The following is a 17622-nucleotide window of genomic DNA, read 5'->3' as shown; positions in this document are numbered from 1 at the left end:
TCACCTCTTGAGGGTTTTGGCGAGGGCCAGTACCCATACCTCTTTGGCCCCTGCGCGCCGCAAGGCGCGGGTGCAGGCGGCGGCGGTGGCGCCGGTGGTGACCACGTCGTCCACCAGCACCACCCGCTCGGGTGCCGGACCGGTGGGTTTAAAGGCGTGGGCCACCTGCTGGTGGCGGGATTTCCGGCTTTGGCCTTTTTGCGTCCCCGCCGCCACGCGCCGGAGCAGCTTTTGCTTCGGCCACGAGGCCAACCTGGCAAGCTCGCTGGCCAGGAGCTCCGCTTGGTTGTAGCCGCGCCTTAGGCGGCGCCAGGGGCGCATGGGCACAAAGGTGACGGTGGGCTTTTCAGGCCAGGAAAAGCTTCGGGCCTTTTGCCAGAGCTCTACGGCGCAGGGGGAGGCCAGCTCGTCGCGCCCGTTTTTTAAAAGCAGCACCAGCTCCCGCGCGCCCTTCTCGTAAGCAAAAACGGCGGCAAAACGCCGCCACGGGGGTGGTGAGGTTTGACAGGAAAGGCACGGGCTCACCTCCGACGGCTCCCCGCACCTCTCGCAGGCGGGCTCGGGGAGCCGGGGCAGGGCTTGCCAGCAGGGGGAACAAACCCCACCACGGGAAGCGACGGGTAAGCTGTCCCGGCATAGGAGGCAACGGGCGGGGAGCAGGGCCTGCAGCAGGGACGCAACCACGTACCCCATGCTCGGCAAGTGTAGCAGCTTGCCAACGGGAGCAAGGCCCGGTCGCGTATACTGCAGCAACGGAGGGTTCGATGCGCGGGCTGCGGCTTATCCCTTTCTTGCTGCTTTTTGGAGCTTTGAGTTGGGCCCAAGCTTTGTATTTGGGCGCGGGCGCAGGGGCGGTTTGGGAGCGGCGGGCGCCGGTAGCCCCCCATAAGGAGTGGTTCCACAGCGACAGGCCGGCAACGAGCTTTTTCCTGGCGCTACCGGTGGAAGAGGGCACGCTCTTTCGCGTGGAAAAGCTGGACCTCCCCCGGGATGTGAGCTGGCAGGGTATGGCGTGGGAAGCTCGCCTTTCCGGCTGGACCGCTGGTGTGGATTACTTTTTGCCCGGGGTTTGGGGCCAGGCCCTGGTGGGCGCTGGCGTGGGGGCGTACCGGCTGGATTTGGCGGCGAAAACACCCCCAGAGGGCGTGGAAGACACGCGGTTTGGCTGGTACGTGAAGGTGGGGGAGTGGTTTACCCTCACTCGCAGGCTGCAGTTTGCGGCGGAGGTGAGCTACCACCGCACCAACCATGCCGGCCAGCCCCAGCTGCTGACCGCTTCCGGAGCCTTGGTCTTCAAGTTATAGCCCATGCCGCACGTGATCCTTTCCGGCCAGGCTGACCTTGCCAGGGCGTGGCAGGAGTTTCCCGAGGGCCCCTTTCGCTTTGGCAACGCCGTGGCCCGCATTGAAGGGCGGTTCTTAAGCGCCTCCCGACGGGAGCTGCTCCTGGAGGCGGTGGTGGTGGAGTTCGGGCGCCCCCTCCACCCGGTCATCCTGGTTTCCCTTCGCCAGGAAGGCACCGGGGTGCACCTCTGGGACGTGGTGCGGGTGGAGCGCACGGAAGCGGTGAAGGCGCTCATCGCCCTGGTGGGGCGGGAGCTGGCCCGCTTTGGGGCTGGCGAGGTGCGCAGCACCAACCTCAAGCCAGAGCTGCTTTCGGCCTTGGGGGTGGGGCAAATTTCCGCAGGATAGGGGCAACGCCTCACGAGGGGGCACAGCTCCGGGGCTTTTAAGGCGCCGTTTCCTCCAGGGCTTTTTGCACCTGTTCCCCGTGCTCCACCTGGACGTTCTTGAGCTGGTCCTGTATGCCATGGGTCACCGACCCCGGGCTTTCCCCCGCCAACACCGCCCGGGCCACCGCCAGCTCCGCTCGTGCCTTCTGCCTTTGCGGGTCGCTTGCATCCGGGCCGGCCTGGGCGAGGGCCAAACAGGCGGCCCGCCACGCCACCGCCAAGCGGTACTCGGGGCTTCCCGGGCGGCTTCCCGCCACCCACTGCGCGGCCTTTTGGGCAATGGCGGAAAGCTCCTGGGGTGCGGGTTCCGACGCAGCCAGCAACGAATCCAGGCGCGCTAGGGACTCCTGCGCTTCCCGCCAGTCCAGGCTTGCCGGCTGGGCGCTTTTTTCTCCTTCCACCTGCCAGGTGGTCACGCGCTGCACGTCCTTGCTGGCTTTTTGGGAAAAGAGCCAAAGCCCGACGGCCATAGCTACCACCAAGGCCAGGAGCGACAAGAACCTTCCCATAGCTTCCTCCTTCCCCAAGCTTACCCCCGCCTTCCGTCCTCTTGAAAGGACACAAATCCCGCCCCACCGGTGCCTGGCTCTGGAGCAAGATGGCACGCCGTGTGCATAGAGGGAAACCGTGGGAGGTGGGAGATGAAACGGTTTCTGATCGTGGTGGCGTTGGTGGCTTCGGCAGCCCAGGGGCGGGAGCTTTCCTCCATGTACGTGGTGCCAGCGGCGGCCAACACGCCCGGGAAAAACGGCACCGATTGGCACACCGATCTCACGCTGGTGAACCCGCACGGGTTTTCCCTTCCCATCGTTTTGCAGTTTCTGCCCTCCGGACGGGACAACCGGGTAGGCGTTCCCACTGTCACCTTTGACCTTCTGGCCTACGAAAGCTTGAACCTTTGGGACGTTTTGGGCCCCAACGGCTTTGATGCCCGCGGTTCCACCGGCGCCCTTTTGGTGGCGACCGATACGGACAAGATCGCCTGCCCCACCAACTCGGCCCAGTGCGACTTTGTGGTGTTTTCCCGAACCTACACCATAGGCCCGCTCCCCGGGGAGTTTGGCCAGGCGCTGCCGGGGTCTCCGGCGGGGTGGGGGATGGACAGCACGGTCCTGGCTTACCTTCCTCAGCTCTCCAACGACGCCGATTTCCGCACCAACCTGGGTGTGGCCAGCTTGGCGGATGATTTTGTGGAAGTGGGTTACGACGTGCAAGCCCCGGATGGGCAAATTCTGGCCCGGGAGAGCACGTGGATTGCCCCCTTCGGTCATGCCCAGTGGGGTTTGAACACCACCATCACCGGTGGCAGCGTGGTTTTTTACATCAAATCCGGCCCCCAGGACGCCATGCTCTTCCCCTACGCTTCGGTGGTGAACCAGCGCACCGGTGATCCCGTGTACGTGGAAGCGCACATGACGGTGGTGGGCGTTTCGGCCCAAGGGCTTTCGGCCCGGGCTTTGAGCAAATCGCCCGCTCTTCCTCCTCGGCTGCCGGCCCCTAGTTTCCGCTTGCCGCGTTAACCCCAAAACCCGGTGCTTGCGGGGTTGTTAGAATGCCACCGTGCTGGCATCGGCGCGGGTTTTAGTGGTGGAAGACGATGTGGCCCTGGCCCAAACGGAGGTCGAGCTGCTGCGGGAGGGGCTGCCAGGGGTTGAAATTGTGGCCGTTAACGATGGTTTGCGGGCCTGGGAGATCCTCTCAGCGGACGGCGCCGACGTGGTGCTTTCCGACGTGGCGCTGCCGGGGATTGACGCCCTTGAGCTTTTGAAGCGCATCCGCGGTGACCACAACCTCTCAAGCACTGCGGTGATCCTGGTGACCGGTGTGATTTCACCGGAAAAGCTGTTCTCGCTTTTGGAAAACGGCGCCGACGACTGTCTGGTGAAACCCATTCGCGGCGAGGAACTGGTGGCGCGGGTGCGGGCGGCCCTCACCCGGGTGGGGCGGCAGCGACAGCTGGCAGCCCGAGCCCGGGAGCTGGAAGAAAAGTACGCCCGGGCCAGCGAGTTTTTGTCGTGGGTTTCCCACGAAATCCGCACCCCGCTTTCGGCCCTCATGTCGGCAGCCCATGTGCTCAAGCGCTACGGGAGACAAAAACCCGAAGAGGTGGAGCGCTTTGCCGAGCTCATCCACCGGGAGGGGCAAAGGCTCACCCGGCTGATCAACAACCTTTTGGACCTGGCCAAGATTGAAGCCGGGGAAGTGGAATGGCACGTGCAGGAGGTTTCTCTTTGCGAGCTTTTGCAGCGCGTGCAGGAGGTATTCCAGGCCCTGTGCGCTGATCGCTCCTTGCACTTGCAGTTGGTGCCTTGTCCTGAGGCCATCTTGAAGGTGGACGCCGACAAGCTCTCCCAGGTGCTCACCAACCTGATTTCCAACGCCATCAAGCATTCCCCGGAAGGCGGTACCGTGCGCATTGCCTGTGATCGTTCGGGGGGACACGTGCAGATTGCCGTGGAGGACCAGGGTCCCGGCGTTCCCGCCGGCATGGAGGAGGTCATCTTTCAACGCTTTCGGCAGCTGGATCTCACCGATGAAAAGGGCGGCACCGGTTTGGGGCTGGCCATCTCCCGGGAGATCGTTACCCGCTCGGGTGGGCGAATTTGGGTGGAGCGTTCGTCTTTGGGCGGGGCGCGGTTTGTGATTGAGCTCCCCTGCGAAACCCCGGGGTTGGCCTAACATGGTTCAGTTCGATAACCAGTACCGGCAAGTCAAGCTCAAGATCGTGTACTACGGGCCTGCCCTGGGCGGGAAAACCACTTGCTTGCAGTACATCCATCGGGTCACCGACCCCCAGCGCCGCACCCGCCTTTACACCCTGAACACCGCTTCCGACCGCACGCTGTTCTTTGACCTCTTGGGCCTGGATTTGGGGCGGATCCGCGGCTACCGCCTGACCGTGCAGCTGTTCACGGTGCCCGGACAGGTGCAGTACAACACCACCCGGCGGGCGGTTTTGGCCGGAGCTGACGGTGTGGTCTTTGTGGCCGACTCCCAGGTGGGCCAGGAGAAGGCCAACCTCGAGTCCCTGCAAAACCTCCAGGAGAACCTGAAGGCCAACGGTTTGGACCCCGAGACCATTCCGCTGGTTTTTCAATACAACAAGCGCGATTTGCCAAAGATTTTGTCGCGGGCGGAGCTGGACCGCCTGCTCAACCCCAAGGGCTACCCGGTGTTTGAAACCGTGGCCACCACCGGGCAGGGAGTGCTGGAGGCATTTGCCGCCATTTGCGAGGCCACGGTGCTGTCGGTGGCCGACCGCCTGGGTATTACTGCCCAGGCGGATGCCCTCACGCGGTTGGTGGCCAACGTGCGGGCGGCCATGGCGCCGTTGATCCCCACCAAGCCCCCGGAGGTGGAAGCGCCGGTGGTGATTCGAACCACCAGCGAAGGGCAGCTGGGTCCTGAGGAGCTGATGGCGGAGGCGGTGCGGGCCAACGCCGCCATGGCCGATCTTTCGGCGCGGCTGGATCAGCTCTCCAAGCAGCTCTCCCGGCGGGTGGAGGAGCTGCAGGCGCTGTTGGTGTTTTCCCAGGTGCTCACCCAGGCCCGGGAACCCGACGAGGTAACCACCGCCTTTTTTGAGCGCTTCCTGGTGGACATGAAGGTCACTGCCGGCACCTTGATCTTGGAAAACCCCAAAGGGGAGCTGGTGGAGGTGCTGCGCCGGGGCCTGGCGGCGGAGCCGTTAATGCGGCCGGGGGCGCAGGGGGAGCTTCCGGCCCGGGCCATCCTCGAGGGCCGGCAAGCCTTCCGCCTGGACCTGGGCGATCTGGCACCGGGGCAAAACCGCGAGCCCTGGATCGATGAGGTTCGGGGTCTGGGGTTCGAGCACTTCTTGGCGGTGCCTTTGGTGGCGCAGGACCGGGCCTGGGGTTTGGTCACGGCCTACGGGGAGGCCAGCCGCGGCCCCTTCCAGGATGAGGACTTAGAGCTTGCCGCCATCATGGGCGCGGTAGGGGCGGTGGCCATTGCCAACGCCCGGGCCTGGCACGCCTTGGAACAGGTGAACCGCAACCTGGAAAACCTGGTGGCGGCGCGCACCGGCGAGCTGCAGCAAGCGTTGGCCAAAGCTGAGGCGTTGGCCAAGGAGCTTTCGGTCAAAAACCAGGAGCTGGAAGCAACCTACCGTCGTCTGGCGGAGCTGGACCAGCTCAAGGGCGAGTTGCTCCGGCGGGTAGCCCACGAGCTCAACACCCCGGTGACGGCCATTCAAACGGCAGCGCGAATCCTCACCCGCTGGGACCAAATCCCCAAGGAAAAGGTGAGCAACTTCGTGGGGATCGTGGCCGAGGAAGCTTCCCGCCTCGGAGATCTCATCGCTTCCGCGCTGCAAGCGGCGGCGCTGGGGCTTCCCCAGGAGGTGGGGGAGAAAACCGCCGTGCCGGTGGCCGACCTCCTGCGCCAGGCGCTGGCACCGGTCAAAGGCGAGGTGGCCGAGCGGCAAATTAAGGTGGCGGTGAAGGTGGCTTCCGGCCTGGACAAGGTGATGTGCTTTCCGGAAGCGTTAACCGCAGCGCTCACCGCGCTTTTGAAAAACGCCGTGGAGTTTTCGCGGCCTCAAGGCAGCGTCACGGTGACGGTTTTGCCGGTGCGCAAAGCAGGGCAAAACTTCGTGGAGTTCCGGGTGGAGGACAACGGCGTGGGCATTGCCCCGGAGGACCTCCCCCAGGTCACCGAGCCGTTCTTCCAGGGGGGGAACCTGCTCACGGGCAAACCCAAGGGCCTGGGTTTGGGTTTGACGGTGGCCAAGAGGGTGGCGGAGCTGCACGGTGGGTCGCTGGAAATCGTGTCGCAGCCGGAGCAGGGAACCACGGTGAGCCTGCGGGTAGCGGTGGGGTAAGGTGCTGGACGTCCTGGTGGTGGATGACGAGCCTGCCATCCGGGAGACCCTCTCCTTCATCCTGGAAATGGAAGGCTTTACCGTGGATGTGGCAGCCGACGGTGAGCAAGCCTTGGCCAAGGTCCACGAGAACCACCCCAAGGTGGTGCTCCTGGACGTGATGATGCCCAAAAAGGACGGCTACCGGGTTTGCGAGGAGATCAAAAAGGACCCCCGAACCGCCACTACCAGGGTGGTGATTCTCACCGCCATGGGGCAAGCTGCTGACCGCGCCCGGGCCTTTGAGGTTGGGGCAGACGCGTACATTTCCAAGCCCTTTGACGAGGACGGCCTAATTGCGCTGCTGCGCCAGCTGGTTGCGGAGGGATCCAGTGCTTGAGCTGGGGGTCCTCACCGCTACCCCCCACCTGCCCATTTACCAGGAGCTCTTGGCCGCGGGCCCGGAGCTGGGGGTGGTGGTGCACCTTTGGGATGCCACGAAGATGGCCGCGCAGGTGCCGGGAGGGGTGACCCTGGAGGGCAAGCCTCTGGCTGTTCAGCAGGTGCCGGTGTTCCTCCCGCGGGTGGGGAACTGGCGTCCTGAATCAACCTTGGCGTTGATCACGGCTTTGGAGCGGCTGGGGTGCACCCCTTTTAACCGCCCGGAGGCCATCCGCGTGGGCCGCGACCACCTCCGCACGGTGGAGGCCCTGAGCCTGGCCGGCATCCCGCACCCGCCCACGGTGGTGGGGAGCGACCCCGAGGTGCTGGCCAGGGCGGCCCAAACGCTCGGCTTTCCGGTGGTGGTGAAAAGCCGCCGTTCCCGGCAAGGGGTGGGGGTGATTCGCTGTGGCTCCCTTCCCGAGCTGGAGGCGGTGCTGGACGCCCTTTGGCGGGTGGGCGAAGAGGTGGTGGTGCAGCGTTTTTGCCCGCCCGGAGGGGAAAGCTTCCGGGCATTGGTGCTGCAGGGCTCGGTGCTGGGCGTCACCCGCCACCGGGCGCCCCAGGGCGAGTTCCGCAGCAACGCCGCCCGCGGCGGGGTGGTGGAAGCTTGCCCGGCGGATGGGCACCTCCGCAATCTGGCCGTAGCGGCGGCGGCCGCCCTGGGTTTGGCCTTCTGCGGGGTGGACCTTTGGCCCGATGGTGACACGCTCCTGGTGGGTGAGGTGAACCCCACGCCCGGCTGGAAGCACTTTGCCCGGGCCACCGGCATTTCGGTGGCGCGTCTGGTGCTGGAGGCCATGGTCGCCCAGGCCCGTCTGCGGGGGGAGCGGTGAACCCCTTTGCCCTGGTGGGGGAAGTGCAGCTCAAGGCCGGTAAGGAAGAACCCTGCCGCCGCCGGCACCCGTGGGTTTACCGTGGGGCTCTGGCCACGCCGCTTCCCGATAAAAAAGGACCGGTGGCGGTTTTTTCCGCCCAAAGGGAGCTTTTGGGGGTGGCCCTGCCGGCAGCTTCCGAGGGTTCCCTGGCTTTGCGCATGGTCACCTTTGGCCCGGAGCCCTGGACCGCTTCGGTTTTGCGGCGGCGTTTGGCCAACGCCTGGAGGGTTCGGGAGGTGGTGCGGAGGCATACCGAGGCCTTTCGCTTTCTCCACGCCGAAGGGGATGGGGTCCCTGGCCTGGTGGCGGACGTGTACGGCTGCTTTCTGGTTTTCGAGCTTTACGAGCCGGTATGGGAGAGCTACCTCCCGTTCCTGGTGGAGGAAGCCTCGAAGCTTTCGCGAGCCGAAACCGTTCTCTGCCGGCGGGCCTCGGGGTCGGGGGTAGAGGTGCTCAAAGGCACAGTGCCCCCTGAACCGGTGCTGGTGCGGGAGTACACCTGGCGGCTTTTGGCCGATCTTTTGGGCGGACAAAAAACCGGGCTTTTTCTCGATCAACGGGAAAACCGGCTGCTGCTCTCGCAGTTGGCCCACTCGGCCCGGGTTCTCAACCTGTTTGCGTACACCGGTGGCTTTGGGGTGGCTGCCCGGGTAGGAGGGGCGCGGCAGGTGGTGAACGTGGAAAGCTCCAAAAGGGCGCTGGAGCTGGCCCAGCGCACCTACCACGCCAGCGGGCTTTCTCCTAGCGAGGGCGAATTTGTGCAGGGCGACGCCTTTGCCGTGGCCCGCAACCTGGCCCTGCGGGGAGAGAAGTTCGATTGGGTGGTGGTGGACCCCCCTGCGTTTGTGAAGTCCGCGGAAAAACAGGCCCGCGGGCTTTCCGGCTACCGCGACATCAACCTTCAGGCCCTCAAGCTGGTACGGGAAGGGGGCATGCTTTTGACCTGCTCCTGTTCCGCCCGGGTGAGCGTGGAGCAGCTGGAAGGCGCCCTGCTGTCTGCCGCTTTGGACGCGGGGCGGGAGGTGCGGGTGCTGGAGCGGCGGGGGGCCGGGGCCGACCACCCGGTTTCCCTCTTTTGCCCCGAATCCCGCCACCTGAAGGTGCTTTGGTGCGCGGTTTTCTAGCTGTGCTTGACACCCAAGGGGGGCTCGTTTAGATTTTTTGGCGGTGGGAAGCACCGGCGAGCGGGCATAACTCAGCTGGTAGAGTGTCAGCTTCCCAAGCTGAAAGTCGCGGGTTCGAATCCCGTTGCCCGCTCCATTTTTTTGGAGGTTCCTGTGGCCGGCCTGGTTCGCGAGCATCCCCATGAAACCCGTTCTGTAGCAGGTTCCACGGTTATTGCCAAGGAGTCGCGCCTGAAGGGTGAGCTGGCAGGCACCGCCGGGGTGCGGATCGAAGGGCAGGTGGAGGGCAACGTCACCGTGGATGGTCCCGTGGAAGTGGCGGAAGGGGCCAAGGTGCAGGGAGAAATCAAAGGCCGGACCGTGAAAGTTGCCGGCGAGGTGGTGGGCAACGTCCACGCCCTGCAGCTGGTGGAGCTTTTAGCTTCGGGTTCGGTGAAGGGGGATCTCTTCACCCCATCGCTACACGTGGTGGAAGGGGCGCACCTGGAAGGGCAAGTGCATATGGAGTCCCGACCGCAGCCTCCGGCGTCCCAACCCCCTCGCGCCAAGTCCTGAACCAACGCTAACTTGCCGCCTCCCTCCGGGTCTTGACTGGGTGTATACTGAAAGCCGGAGGAGAAACGGATGGCCGCCGAGGCGTCCACCGAGGTAGAAATTTACGGGCGGCGCTACCGCCTGCGGTCCACCCATGAGGGCAGCGATGTGGAGAAGCTGGCCGCCTTCGTGGACCGCCGCATGCGGCAGCTGGCCCAGCATCTACCCCAGGTGGACTCCGCGAAGCTTGCGGTGCTGGCGGCGCTGAATATCGCGGAAGAGCTGTTCCGCGAGCAACAAACGGATCCTGGTACGCGGACCGAAAAGATTCGGGAGCGTGTGGAAGGGTTAATTGCGAAGCTTGACGCTGCCTTGGGGGTTTCGTCATGAGGCGCCCGGCAGCGAGGTTGGAGGCCCCTGCGCGGCAAGTGATGAGCGAAACTATCCTTGGACCAACACCTATTTGCGGGGTGCCGGGTCCTGCCACCCCGATCGAGCCATGCGGCGAGTGACGGATGGTGGGTAGGCGCCCAACCTGTGGCGTACAGGTTCAAATAGGATTGCTCACACGGCCGTTGCGGGGGCCAAACTTAAGCTGAAAACCCCGCCCTCGCGTCCCCCCGCGTGCCTTTCGATCCTTGAAAGGGGGGCAACATGGGTTCCACAGTGATGCTGGCTGTGGCGGGGATCCTCATTGTTGTGGGTGTGGCGCTTGTCTTGGCTTCCTTGCGGTTGCGCAAGAAAGCGGAGAGCCGGGAGCGGGAAGCCGAGGAGCTGTCGCGCAAGCTGTTAGCTGCTGCTGAACAAGAGGCCCAACAGATCGTTCGGGACGCGCAAATTGCCGCCCGGGAGAAGCTCCTGGCAGCTCGGGCCGAGTTTGAGAGGGAAACCCGCTTGGTGCGGGACGACCTCGTGGGCCTGGAGCGGCGGCTCAACGAGAAACAGCGGGAGCTGGAGGACAAAGCCCGGGCCTTGGAAAGCAAGGAAGCCGAGCTCAAGTCCTTAGAAGAAAGGCTTTCCCTGCGGGAAACGCAAATTTCCCTGCAGGAGGACTCGGTGGCCGCCATGGTGGCGGAAGCCCGCACCCAGCTGGAACGGGTGGCAGGGCTCACCTCGGAGCAGGCCAAACAGGAGCTCATGCGGGCCATGGAAAACGAGGCCCGCATGGAGGCGGCCAAGCTCATCCGCCGCATCGAGGAGGAAGCCCAGCAGGAAGCCAACAACCGCGCCCGCAAGATCATCGCCACCGCCATTCAACGCATTGCCGCCGAGTACGTGGCGGAAAGCACGGTGGCGGTGGTGGACCTGCCCAACGATGAAATGAAGGGCCGCATCATTGGCCGGGAGGGTCGCAACATCCGTGCCCTGGAAAACGCCACCGGTGTGGACCTCATCGTGGACGACACCCCCGGGGCAGTGACGCTTTCCTGCTTTGACCCCTTGCGCCGGGAGGTGGCCCGCCTGTCTTTGGAGCGGCTCATGGCCGACGGCCGCATCCACCCCGCCCGCATCGAAGAGGTGGTGGCCAAAGTGCAAGCGGAGCTGGAGGAAAAGATCTTCCGGGACGGGGAGGCAGCCGCCATGGAAATGGGCTTTCCGGACCTCCACCCCGAGCTCATGAAGCTCTTGGGCCGGCTCCAGTACCGCACCTCCTACGGGCAAAACATCCTGGCCCATTCCAAGGAGGTGGCGCGCATTGCCGCCCACCTGGCCGAGGAGCTGGGGGCCAACGTCAAGGTGGCCAAGCGAGCCGCGCTCCTGCACGACATCGGCAAGGCGGTGGATCGGGAAATGGAGGGCACGCACCTCACCATCGGTCGCGATTTGCTGCGCCAGTACGGGGAAAGCGAGGAGGTCATCCACGCCATGGAGTGCCACCACGGCGATGTGGACCCCCGCACCCTGGAAGCCATCATCGTCACCGCCGCGGACGCCATTTCCGCTGCCCGCCCCGGAGCCCGGCGGGAAATCCTGGAGAGCTACCTCAAGCGCCTGGCCCAACTGGAAGCCATCGCCGGGGATTTTGCCGGGGTGCAAAAGGCCTACGCCATCCAGGCCGGGCGGGAGCTGCGCATCATCGTGGAGGCGGAGCGCATTTCCGACGACGAGGCGGTCTGGCTTTCCCGGGACATCGCCAAGCGCATCGAAAAGGAGCTCACCTACCCCGGGCAAATCAAGGTCACGGTCATCCGCGAAACCCGCGCCGTGGAATACGCCAAGTAGGGGCAGCCCTCCGTGGCTGCCTTTTTTCCGGCGGCCCAAGGGGGCCGCTCTTTCTTTTTTGCCGAACCTATCTAGCTGCCCTTAAGCGCCGGCCTCTCGGTAAAGCGTGAGGAGCTCTTGGCTGAGGGCCTGGGGGGTGAGGCCGGAAACCCGCTCCCGGGCCTTTTCCCCGGCCTTTTGCCGAAGCTCGGGGTTTTGCTGCCACTGGGCAAGAAGGGTGGCGAGGGCTGCCGCATCCCCCCGGGGCCACAGCTCCCCGGTGATGCCGGGAACCACCAAATCGCGGATGCCGGGGACGTCCACCGCCAGCGAAGGCACCCCGCAGGCGGCCGCTTCCGCCACCGCCCGGTGGGCCCAGTCGGACCCCGGCTCGGGGAAGACGAACACGTCCATGGCGTTGAAAAAACGCTCCAGGCCCTCCTCGTGGTAACCGGGGAAAACCACCCGCTGGGCAATGCCGAGCTTTTTGGCAAGCTTCTCCAGACGCGGCAGGAAGGGCCCCTTGCCCACCACCAGCCCCCACACGTTGGGCACCGCCCCCAGAGCCAAAAGCAGCAGGTCTTGCCCGCGGCTGGGGTCCAGCTTGCCCACCGTGCCGGCCACGAAGGCCTCCGGGGGAATGCCCAGCTCGGCACGCACCTGAGCCCGATCGGGCCGCGGTGCAAAGCGCGGTTCCAAAGCCAAGGGTAAAACGCGGATGGCCGCCTTGGGGGCTAGCCTGCGGGCTTTTTCCTCCATTTCCGAGTGGCTCAAGCCCACGCCGGCCACCGCAGCAAACAGCAAGCGATGGTAAGGATCCGGGCGGAGGTGGGAAGGGTGGTGTACCGACCGCACCAGCACCGGCCTTTGGGGCAACGAGCGGCGGATCCACCAGGCCAGCAGGTGATCGTGGGGCAAATGGGTGTGAACCACGTGGAATTCGGCCATGAGGGAACGCACGCTGAAAAGCACCCGGCGCAGGGAGGCCCAGGACCTTTCCTTTTCCAGGATGGGGTGGGCCCAGGGGAGTCCTGCCAGCCTGGTTTCTAAGTTCCTGCCGGGGCGAAAAGCAAAGTGAGCGTCAACGCCCGCCTGTCGCAAAGCCTCCACGGCTTGCAGCGCGGTAGCAGCTGCTCCCGTCCAGCGATCGGCGGCCACCAGGTGTAAAACCCGCACCTGAGGATGATGCCTTATGCTGCGGGAGCCGGCAAGGAGGTGCTAGCATCGGCAAGGAGGTGAGCATGGCTTTAGATCGCGAGCTCTTGGATTTGCTCATTTGCCCTGCCTGCCAGGGGGAGCTGGAGGTGGTGGCGCTTGCCCCCGACGTTTGTGCGCTGTTGGTGGCCCGCTACCGGGAGAAGTTCCGGGATGAGGAGCCGGTGGTGGAGCAGGGGTTGCGGTGCCAAAGCTGCGGCTTGACCTACCCGGTGGTTTCCGACATTCCGGTGATGCTGGTGGACGAGGCCCTGCCCGCCGCCAGCCAGTAAACCGTGCGGAAAGCCGCGTGGGCCTCGGGGTTTCTGGTGGCGGGAGCGGTCTTTTCCTCCCGCCTGGGGCTTGCCAACCCCTTATTTTTGGCCTCGGCGCTAGCCGCTTGGTGGGCCTTGCGGCGCGGGGAGCTTTCCGGGAAGCGCTGGATTTGGCCGCTTTTGGGCCCCATTGCGGTTTTTTGGGGAGCCTCGGTGCTTTCCGCGCTTTTTTCCTTGGACCCCACCACGAGCTGGCGGCAGCTCCCCCGGCTTTTGGTGTTTCTGCTGATCCCCTTGGCGGCCAACCTCATGGATGAGCGGGCCTGGGGCCTTTTAGCCTGGGGGCTGGCCGGCATGGCAGGGGTCCTCAGCCTGTGGGGCTTGTGGCAGTACGGGCACGGGTACGACTCGCTTACCATGCGCATCCGCGGCCCCCTTTCCCACTACATGACTTACGCCGGCTGGTTGCTTTTGGCGTTCTGCGTGCTTCTCGCCCTGGCACTGCTTTCGCACTTTCGTGGCAGGTTTTTCTTCCTCGTTCCGGCCGGCCTGGCGTTGGTGGCGCTGTTTTTGTCCTACACCCGAAACGTGTGGGTGGGGCTAGGGGTTGGGGTGTTGGTGCTGGCGGCGTGCTGGCGGCGGCGCTTGCTTTGGCTCTACCCCCTTTTGGCGCTGGCGGTTTTGCTGGTGTTTCCCGAAAGCGTGCGCGACCGCCTGTGGTCCATGCTGGACCTCCGCCAACCTGCCAACTTCGACCGCTTGTGTATGGTTTACTCGGGTTTGCAGATGGTGCGCGATTACCCCTTGACCGGTGTGGGGCTGGACATGGTCCCCAAGCTGTACCCGCTCTACCGGCGGGACGACGCCCCGCGCTACCGGGTACCGCACCTCCACAACAACCTTTTGCAAATTGCTGCGGAGCGAGGCTTGGTGGCCTTGGCGGCTTACCTTTGGCTTTTGGCTGCCTTTTTTTCTCAGACCTGGCGTCGCTTGCCGCAGCTTACCGGTGTTCCCAGGGCCGCGGTGGCAGCCGCCCTTTCGGCGGTGGCTGCCATCAGCACCGCCGGGCTTTTTGAGTACAACTTCTGGGACGCGGAAATCCAGTACCTCACGTTTGTGCTGATGGGTGGGGCTTACGCCCAAATGGAGGCCCGGGGGTGAAGGTTTACCAGGTTTCCGAGCTGGTGGCGGCCATTAACGCGCAGCTTTCGGCCTTTGGGGAAGTGTGGGTGCGGGGTGAGCTTTCGGGGGTGAAGGTGGCTTCCTCGGGGCACCGCTACTTCACCTTGAAGGATGCGGATGGGCAGCTTTCCTGCGTGATGTGGGCCTCCCGTGCCGACCGCCTGCGCTTCAAGCTGGCCGACGGGCTTTCGGTGTTGGTGCGGGGTGTGCTTGAGGTTTACCCGCAGCGGGGCAGCTTGCAGCTTATCGTGCAGGAGGTGGTGCCGGAGGGGATTGGGGAATTGCAGCTGGCCTTTGAGCAGCTCAAGGCCAAGCTGGAAGCCGAGGGGCTTTTTGCCCCCGAACGCAAACGCCCCATGCCGGAGCTCCCCCAGCGCATTGGCCTGGTGACCTCCCCTTCGGGGGCGGCGGTGCGCGACGTGCTGAAGGTGCTTTCCCGCTGGCCGCACCTTTCGGTGCTTTTGTACCCGGTGCGGGTGCAGGGCAAGGGCGCCGAGGGGGAAATTGCCCGCGCCATTCGCTACCTGGGAAAGCTCGGCACGCTCGATGTGATCCTGGTGGTGCGGGGCGGGGGCTTGCTGGAGGACCTCTGGGCTTTTAACGAGGAAGTGGTGGCCCGGGCCATTGCCGCCTCCCCGGTTCCGGTGATTTCCGGGGTGGGGCACGAAATTGATTTCACCATTGCTGACTTTGCGGCTGATATCCGGGCTGCGACCCCCACACAAGCGGCGGAGCTGGTGGTGGCGCAGCTGGAGCGCCAGGCCCGCCGCCTGGAGGACGCCTGGCGTCACCTGCTGCTGGCCTGGCAGCGGACCTTGACCTTGCGGAAAAACCGCCTAGCGCTTCTGGCGGGGGCCCGGGGTTTGGCGCTTTTTCCAGCTCGGGTGCGGCAGATCCGCACGGTTTTGCAACGGGCAGAAGTTTTGCCGCAGCTCCTGCGCGGGCTTGTGCTGCGGCGCCATCGGGGGTATCAGCTTTTGGTTTCCCGGCTTTACGCCTGGCCGGTGCGGTTTGGCGCCGCCCGCCGCTGGCAGTTGCTGGCCGGCCAGGAAGCCATGCTGCGGGAAAGGCTCAGGGCGCTGGTTTCCCGCCGGAAGCTGGAGCTTGCCGCCAAAGTGAGGGCGCTGCAAGCCCTTTCACCCACCGGGATCCTCAAGCGGGGGTACTCCATTACTACCGTGGAAGGGGACCCCCGGCCGCTGCGGCGGGCGGAGGACGTGCAGCCAGGGCAGCGGCTTAAAACCCAGCTTTCCCAGGGGCTGGTGCGCTCGCTGGTGGTGGGGAGGGAGGCCGGGCAGCAGCAGGCGCTCTTTTCTTTGGGTGAAAACGAGGAGGTGGAATGAGCAAGGAAAGCTTTGAACAAGCCTTAGGTGAGCTGGAGGCCATTGTCTCCAAGCTGGAAGACGACACGGTGCCGTTGGAGGAAGCTCTGAAGCTCTTTGAACGGGGCATCAAGCTGGCCAAGAAGCTGAAAACCCAGCTGACCGCCGTGGAGCGCCGGGTGGAGCAGCTTCTGGCCGAAGCTGAGGAAGGCGAGGAGCCGGAAACCGCACCCTTTGCCGTGGAGAAGGAAGGTGATTGAGCTTTTCCTGCAACAGGAGCGGGAGGCCATTGACCGCGCCCTGGAAGAGCTTTTGCCGGCGGAGGAGGCCTGGCCCTCCGAGCTGCACCGCGCCATGCGCTACGCCGTGCTGGCGGGGGGCAAGCGCCTGCGCCCCATCCTCTTCCGCCTGGGCCACCGCATTGCCGGCGGGGACCCGAACGCGGTTTTAGCCGCCGCCTGCGGGGTGGAGCTCATCCACACCTACTCCCTGGTGCACGACGACCTGCCGGCCATGGACAACGACACCCTGCGGCGGGGCAAGCCCACCCTGCACGTGGTTTTTGGCGAAGCCCTGGCGATCTTGGCCGGGGATGCCCTGCTCACCGAAGGTTTCCGCTGGCTGGCTTCCTACCCTCCAGGGGATCGCTGGGCCCCCCTTCGCGCTGAGGTTTGCCGGAGGGTTGCGGAAGCCGTGGGCTCCCAGGGGATGGCGGGAGGGCAGGTGGAGGATTTGGCCGCGTCCGGCGCCCCGGCCGAAGCCCAGCGGCTGCGGCGCATCCACGAAGCCAAGACCGCGCGCTTCATTGCTGCTTGCCTGGCCTGCGGGGCGGTTTTGGCTTCCGCTCCCCCGGAGCTGGTTTCGGCTTTGGAGCGGTTTGGCTTGCAGCTGGGGGTTGCCTTTCAAGTGGCCGATGACATCCTGGATGTCACCGGAACCCCGGAAGAGCTGGGCAAAAGCCCCGGCAAGGACGACGCGCAAGCCAAGCTCACCTACCCGCGGGTCTTTGGCTTGGAAAAAAGCCGGCAGGTTCTGGCGGAGCTGAGCCACACGCTGCAGCAGGAGGCCAGCCGCCTGGACCCCAGCGGGCTTTTGGGCGAGCTGGTGGCCTTCGTGTGCCAGCGGAGGAGCTGAGGGGTTGCCTGGCTCGGGGGTGCCCAAGGTCAGGCTGGATGCCCTCCTGGTGGAGCGGGGGTTGGCCCCTACCCGGCAAAAGGCCCAGGCCCTGGTGCTTGCTGGCCGGGTACGGGTTGATGGCCAGGTGGTGGACAAGCCGGGGAAGCTGGTGGCCGGCGATGCCCAGGTGACGGTGGAGGCCCCGGAGCACCCCTGGGTTTCCCGGGGTGGGGTGAAGCTGGCGGGGGCTCTGGAGTTTTTTGGGGTTTCCCCGGAAGGCAAAAGGTGCCTGGATGTGGGGGCCTCTACCGGGGGGTTCACCCACGTGCTGCTTGCCCGCGGTGCCCGGGAGGTGGTGGCGGTGGACGTGGGCAAGGGGCAGCTGGACTGGAGCCTCCGCCAGGATCCCCGGGTCAGGGTGGTGGAAGGCATCAACGCCCGCTACCTTCAGCCGGAGGATGTGGGGGGTGGGTGCTTCCAGCTCGTCACCGTGGACGTTTCCTTCATTTCCGTGACCCTGGTTTTGCCGCGCCTGCTGCCGCTTTTGGCACCGGAAGGGCTTTTGTGCGTGCTGGTCAAGCCCCAGTTTGAGGTGGGCAAAGGGCACGTGGGCAAAGGCGGGGTGGTACGAGACCCGCAGCTGCGGGAAGCGGCCATTCAAAGGGTCATCGCCGAAGCCCAAGCCCTGGGCCTGGAGGTTGTTTCCCGTTGCCCTTCCCCGCTTCCCGGTCCGGCCGGCAACCTGGAGGAGTTTCTGCTCCTTAAAGCCAAAGCTTGAGGCTGCAGCCGCAACGGCTGGA

The 17622-nt window shown here is 65.2% G+C and carries 20 protein-coding genes and 1 tRNA gene; 18 read left to right on the top strand and 3 right to left on the bottom strand.

The window, feature by feature from the left end; genetic code table 11:
* Positions 1-693, bottom strand: a complete 693-nt coding sequence (locus EG19_RS09025; protein ID WP_053335150.1) for a ComF family protein — start codon at positions 691-693, stop codon at positions 1-3.
* Positions 694-764: 71 nt separating this feature from the next.
* On the opposite strand from EG19_RS09025, the gene EG19_RS09020 reads away from it, so the two are divergent.
* Positions 765-1304, top strand: a complete 540-nt coding sequence (locus EG19_RS09020; protein ID WP_038049844.1) for a hypothetical protein — start codon at positions 765-767, stop codon at positions 1302-1304.
* Between the two features lie 3 nt (positions 1305-1307).
* Positions 1308-1691 carry a hypothetical protein gene (locus tag EG19_RS09015; protein ID WP_038049843.1) on the top strand — a complete coding sequence of 128 codons (384 nt, stop codon included), beginning with the start codon at positions 1308-1310 and terminating at the stop codon, positions 1689-1691.
* 37 nt (positions 1692-1728) lie between these two features.
* Here EG19_RS09015 and EG19_RS09010 read toward each other — a convergent pair whose 3' ends face one another.
* The gene (locus EG19_RS09010; RefSeq protein ID WP_038049842.1) at positions 1729-2241 is read right to left on the bottom strand and encodes a hypothetical protein; all 513 of its coding nucleotides are present in this window, start codon (positions 2239-2241) and stop codon (positions 1729-1731) included.
* Positions 2242-2373: 132 nt separating this feature from the next.
* Between EG19_RS09010 and EG19_RS09005 the strand changes: the two genes are divergently transcribed.
* The 10 genes from EG19_RS09005 to rny all read left to right on the top strand — a co-directional run bounded on the left by EG19_RS09005 (position 2374) and on the right by rny (position 11754).
* The gene (locus tag EG19_RS09005; RefSeq protein ID WP_038049841.1) at positions 2374-3252 is read left to right on the top strand and encodes a hypothetical protein; all 879 of its coding nucleotides are present in this window, start codon (positions 2374-2376) and stop codon (positions 3250-3252) included.
* A gap of 40 nt (positions 3253-3292) precedes the next feature.
* Positions 3293-4411 carry a hybrid sensor histidine kinase/response regulator gene (locus tag EG19_RS09000; RefSeq protein ID WP_038049840.1) on the top strand — a complete coding sequence of 373 codons (1119 nt, stop codon included), beginning with the start codon at positions 3293-3295 and terminating at the stop codon, positions 4409-4411.
* Position 4412: 1 nt separating this feature from the next.
* Complete coding sequence (locus tag EG19_RS13190; RefSeq protein WP_081800069.1) at positions 4413-6575, top strand: ATP-binding protein; 2163 nt, start codon at positions 4413-4415, stop codon at positions 6573-6575.
* A gap of 1 nt (position 6576) precedes the next feature.
* Positions 6577-6954, top strand: a complete 378-nt coding sequence (locus EG19_RS08990; RefSeq protein ID WP_038049839.1) for a response regulator transcription factor — start codon at positions 6577-6579, stop codon at positions 6952-6954.
* Positions 6947-7831: an ATP-grasp domain-containing protein gene (locus EG19_RS08985; protein WP_038049838.1), complete on the top strand. Its 885-nt coding sequence runs from the start codon at positions 6947-6949 to the stop codon at positions 7829-7831. The genes EG19_RS08990 and EG19_RS08985 overlap by 8 nt, the downstream gene beginning before the upstream one ends.
* A complete protein-coding gene (locus EG19_RS08980; protein WP_038049837.1) occupies positions 7828-8997 on the top strand; it encodes a class I SAM-dependent rRNA methyltransferase in 1170 nt (389 codons plus the stop codon). The genes EG19_RS08985 and EG19_RS08980 overlap by 4 nt, the downstream gene beginning before the upstream one ends.
* A 60-nt stretch (positions 8998-9057) precedes the next feature.
* Positions 9058-9133, top strand: a tRNA-Gly gene (locus EG19_RS08975).
* Between the two features lie 17 nt (positions 9134-9150).
* Entirely contained in the window at positions 9151-9552 is a 402-nt protein-coding gene (locus EG19_RS13185; RefSeq protein WP_161685540.1) for a bactofilin family protein, read from the top strand.
* Positions 9553-9621: 69 nt separating this feature from the next.
* On the top strand, positions 9622-9921 hold the full coding sequence (locus EG19_RS08965; RefSeq protein ID WP_081800066.1) for a cell division protein ZapA: 300 nt from the start codon (positions 9622-9624) through the stop codon (positions 9919-9921).
* 264 nt (positions 9922-10185) lie between these two features.
* Complete coding sequence (gene rny / locus EG19_RS08960; protein WP_038049836.1) at positions 10186-11754, top strand: ribonuclease Y; 1569 nt, start codon at positions 10186-10188, stop codon at positions 11752-11754.
* An 81-nt stretch (positions 11755-11835) separates the two neighbouring features.
* Here the strand turns inward: rny and EG19_RS12780 are convergent, their stop codons facing one another.
* Positions 11836-12909 carry a glycosyltransferase gene (locus EG19_RS12780; RefSeq protein ID WP_053335149.1) on the bottom strand — a complete coding sequence of 358 codons (1074 nt, stop codon included), beginning with the start codon at positions 12907-12909 and terminating at the stop codon, positions 11836-11838.
* Between the two features lie 65 nt (positions 12910-12974).
* On the opposite strand from EG19_RS12780, the gene EG19_RS08950 reads away from it, so the two are divergent.
* Genes EG19_RS08950 through EG19_RS08925 form a run of 6 tightly spaced genes read left to right on the top strand, consistent with a single transcriptional unit; the run spans position 12975 to position 17600 of the window.
* Positions 12975-13220, top strand: a complete 246-nt coding sequence (locus tag EG19_RS08950) for a Trm112 family protein (protein WP_038049835.1) — start codon at positions 12975-12977, stop codon at positions 13218-13220.
* Between the two features lie 3 nt (positions 13221-13223).
* Complete coding sequence (locus EG19_RS08945; RefSeq protein WP_038049834.1) at positions 13224-14363, top strand: O-antigen ligase family protein; 1140 nt, start codon at positions 13224-13226, stop codon at positions 14361-14363.
* Positions 14360-15727 (top strand): exodeoxyribonuclease VII large subunit, encoded by a 1368-nt coding sequence (gene xseA, locus EG19_RS08940; protein ID WP_053335148.1) that lies wholly within the window; start codon positions 14360-14362, stop codon positions 15725-15727. Before EG19_RS08945 ends, xseA begins: the two co-directional genes overlap by 4 nt.
* Positions 15724-15966 (top strand): exodeoxyribonuclease VII small subunit, encoded by a 243-nt coding sequence (gene xseB / locus EG19_RS08935; RefSeq protein ID WP_038049833.1) that lies wholly within the window; start codon positions 15724-15726, stop codon positions 15964-15966. Before xseA ends, xseB begins: the two co-directional genes overlap by 4 nt.
* Positions 15959-16840 carry a polyprenyl synthetase family protein gene (locus EG19_RS08930; protein WP_038049832.1) on the top strand — a complete coding sequence of 294 codons (882 nt, stop codon included), beginning with the start codon at positions 15959-15961 and terminating at the stop codon, positions 16838-16840. Before xseB ends, EG19_RS08930 begins: the two co-directional genes overlap by 8 nt.
* A gap of 4 nt (positions 16841-16844) precedes the next feature.
* The gene (locus tag EG19_RS08925; RefSeq protein WP_152544009.1) at positions 16845-17600 is read left to right on the top strand and encodes a TlyA family RNA methyltransferase; all 756 of its coding nucleotides are present in this window, start codon (positions 16845-16847) and stop codon (positions 17598-17600) included.
* Positions 17601-17622 lie beyond the last annotated feature (22 nt).

It is taken from the genome of Thermoanaerobaculum aquaticum (assembly GCF_000687145.1).
GTDB classification, from domain to species: Bacteria; Acidobacteriota; Thermoanaerobaculia; order Thermoanaerobaculales; family Thermoanaerobaculaceae; genus Thermoanaerobaculum; species Thermoanaerobaculum aquaticum.
This window is presented reverse-complemented; position numbering and strand designations above follow the sequence as displayed.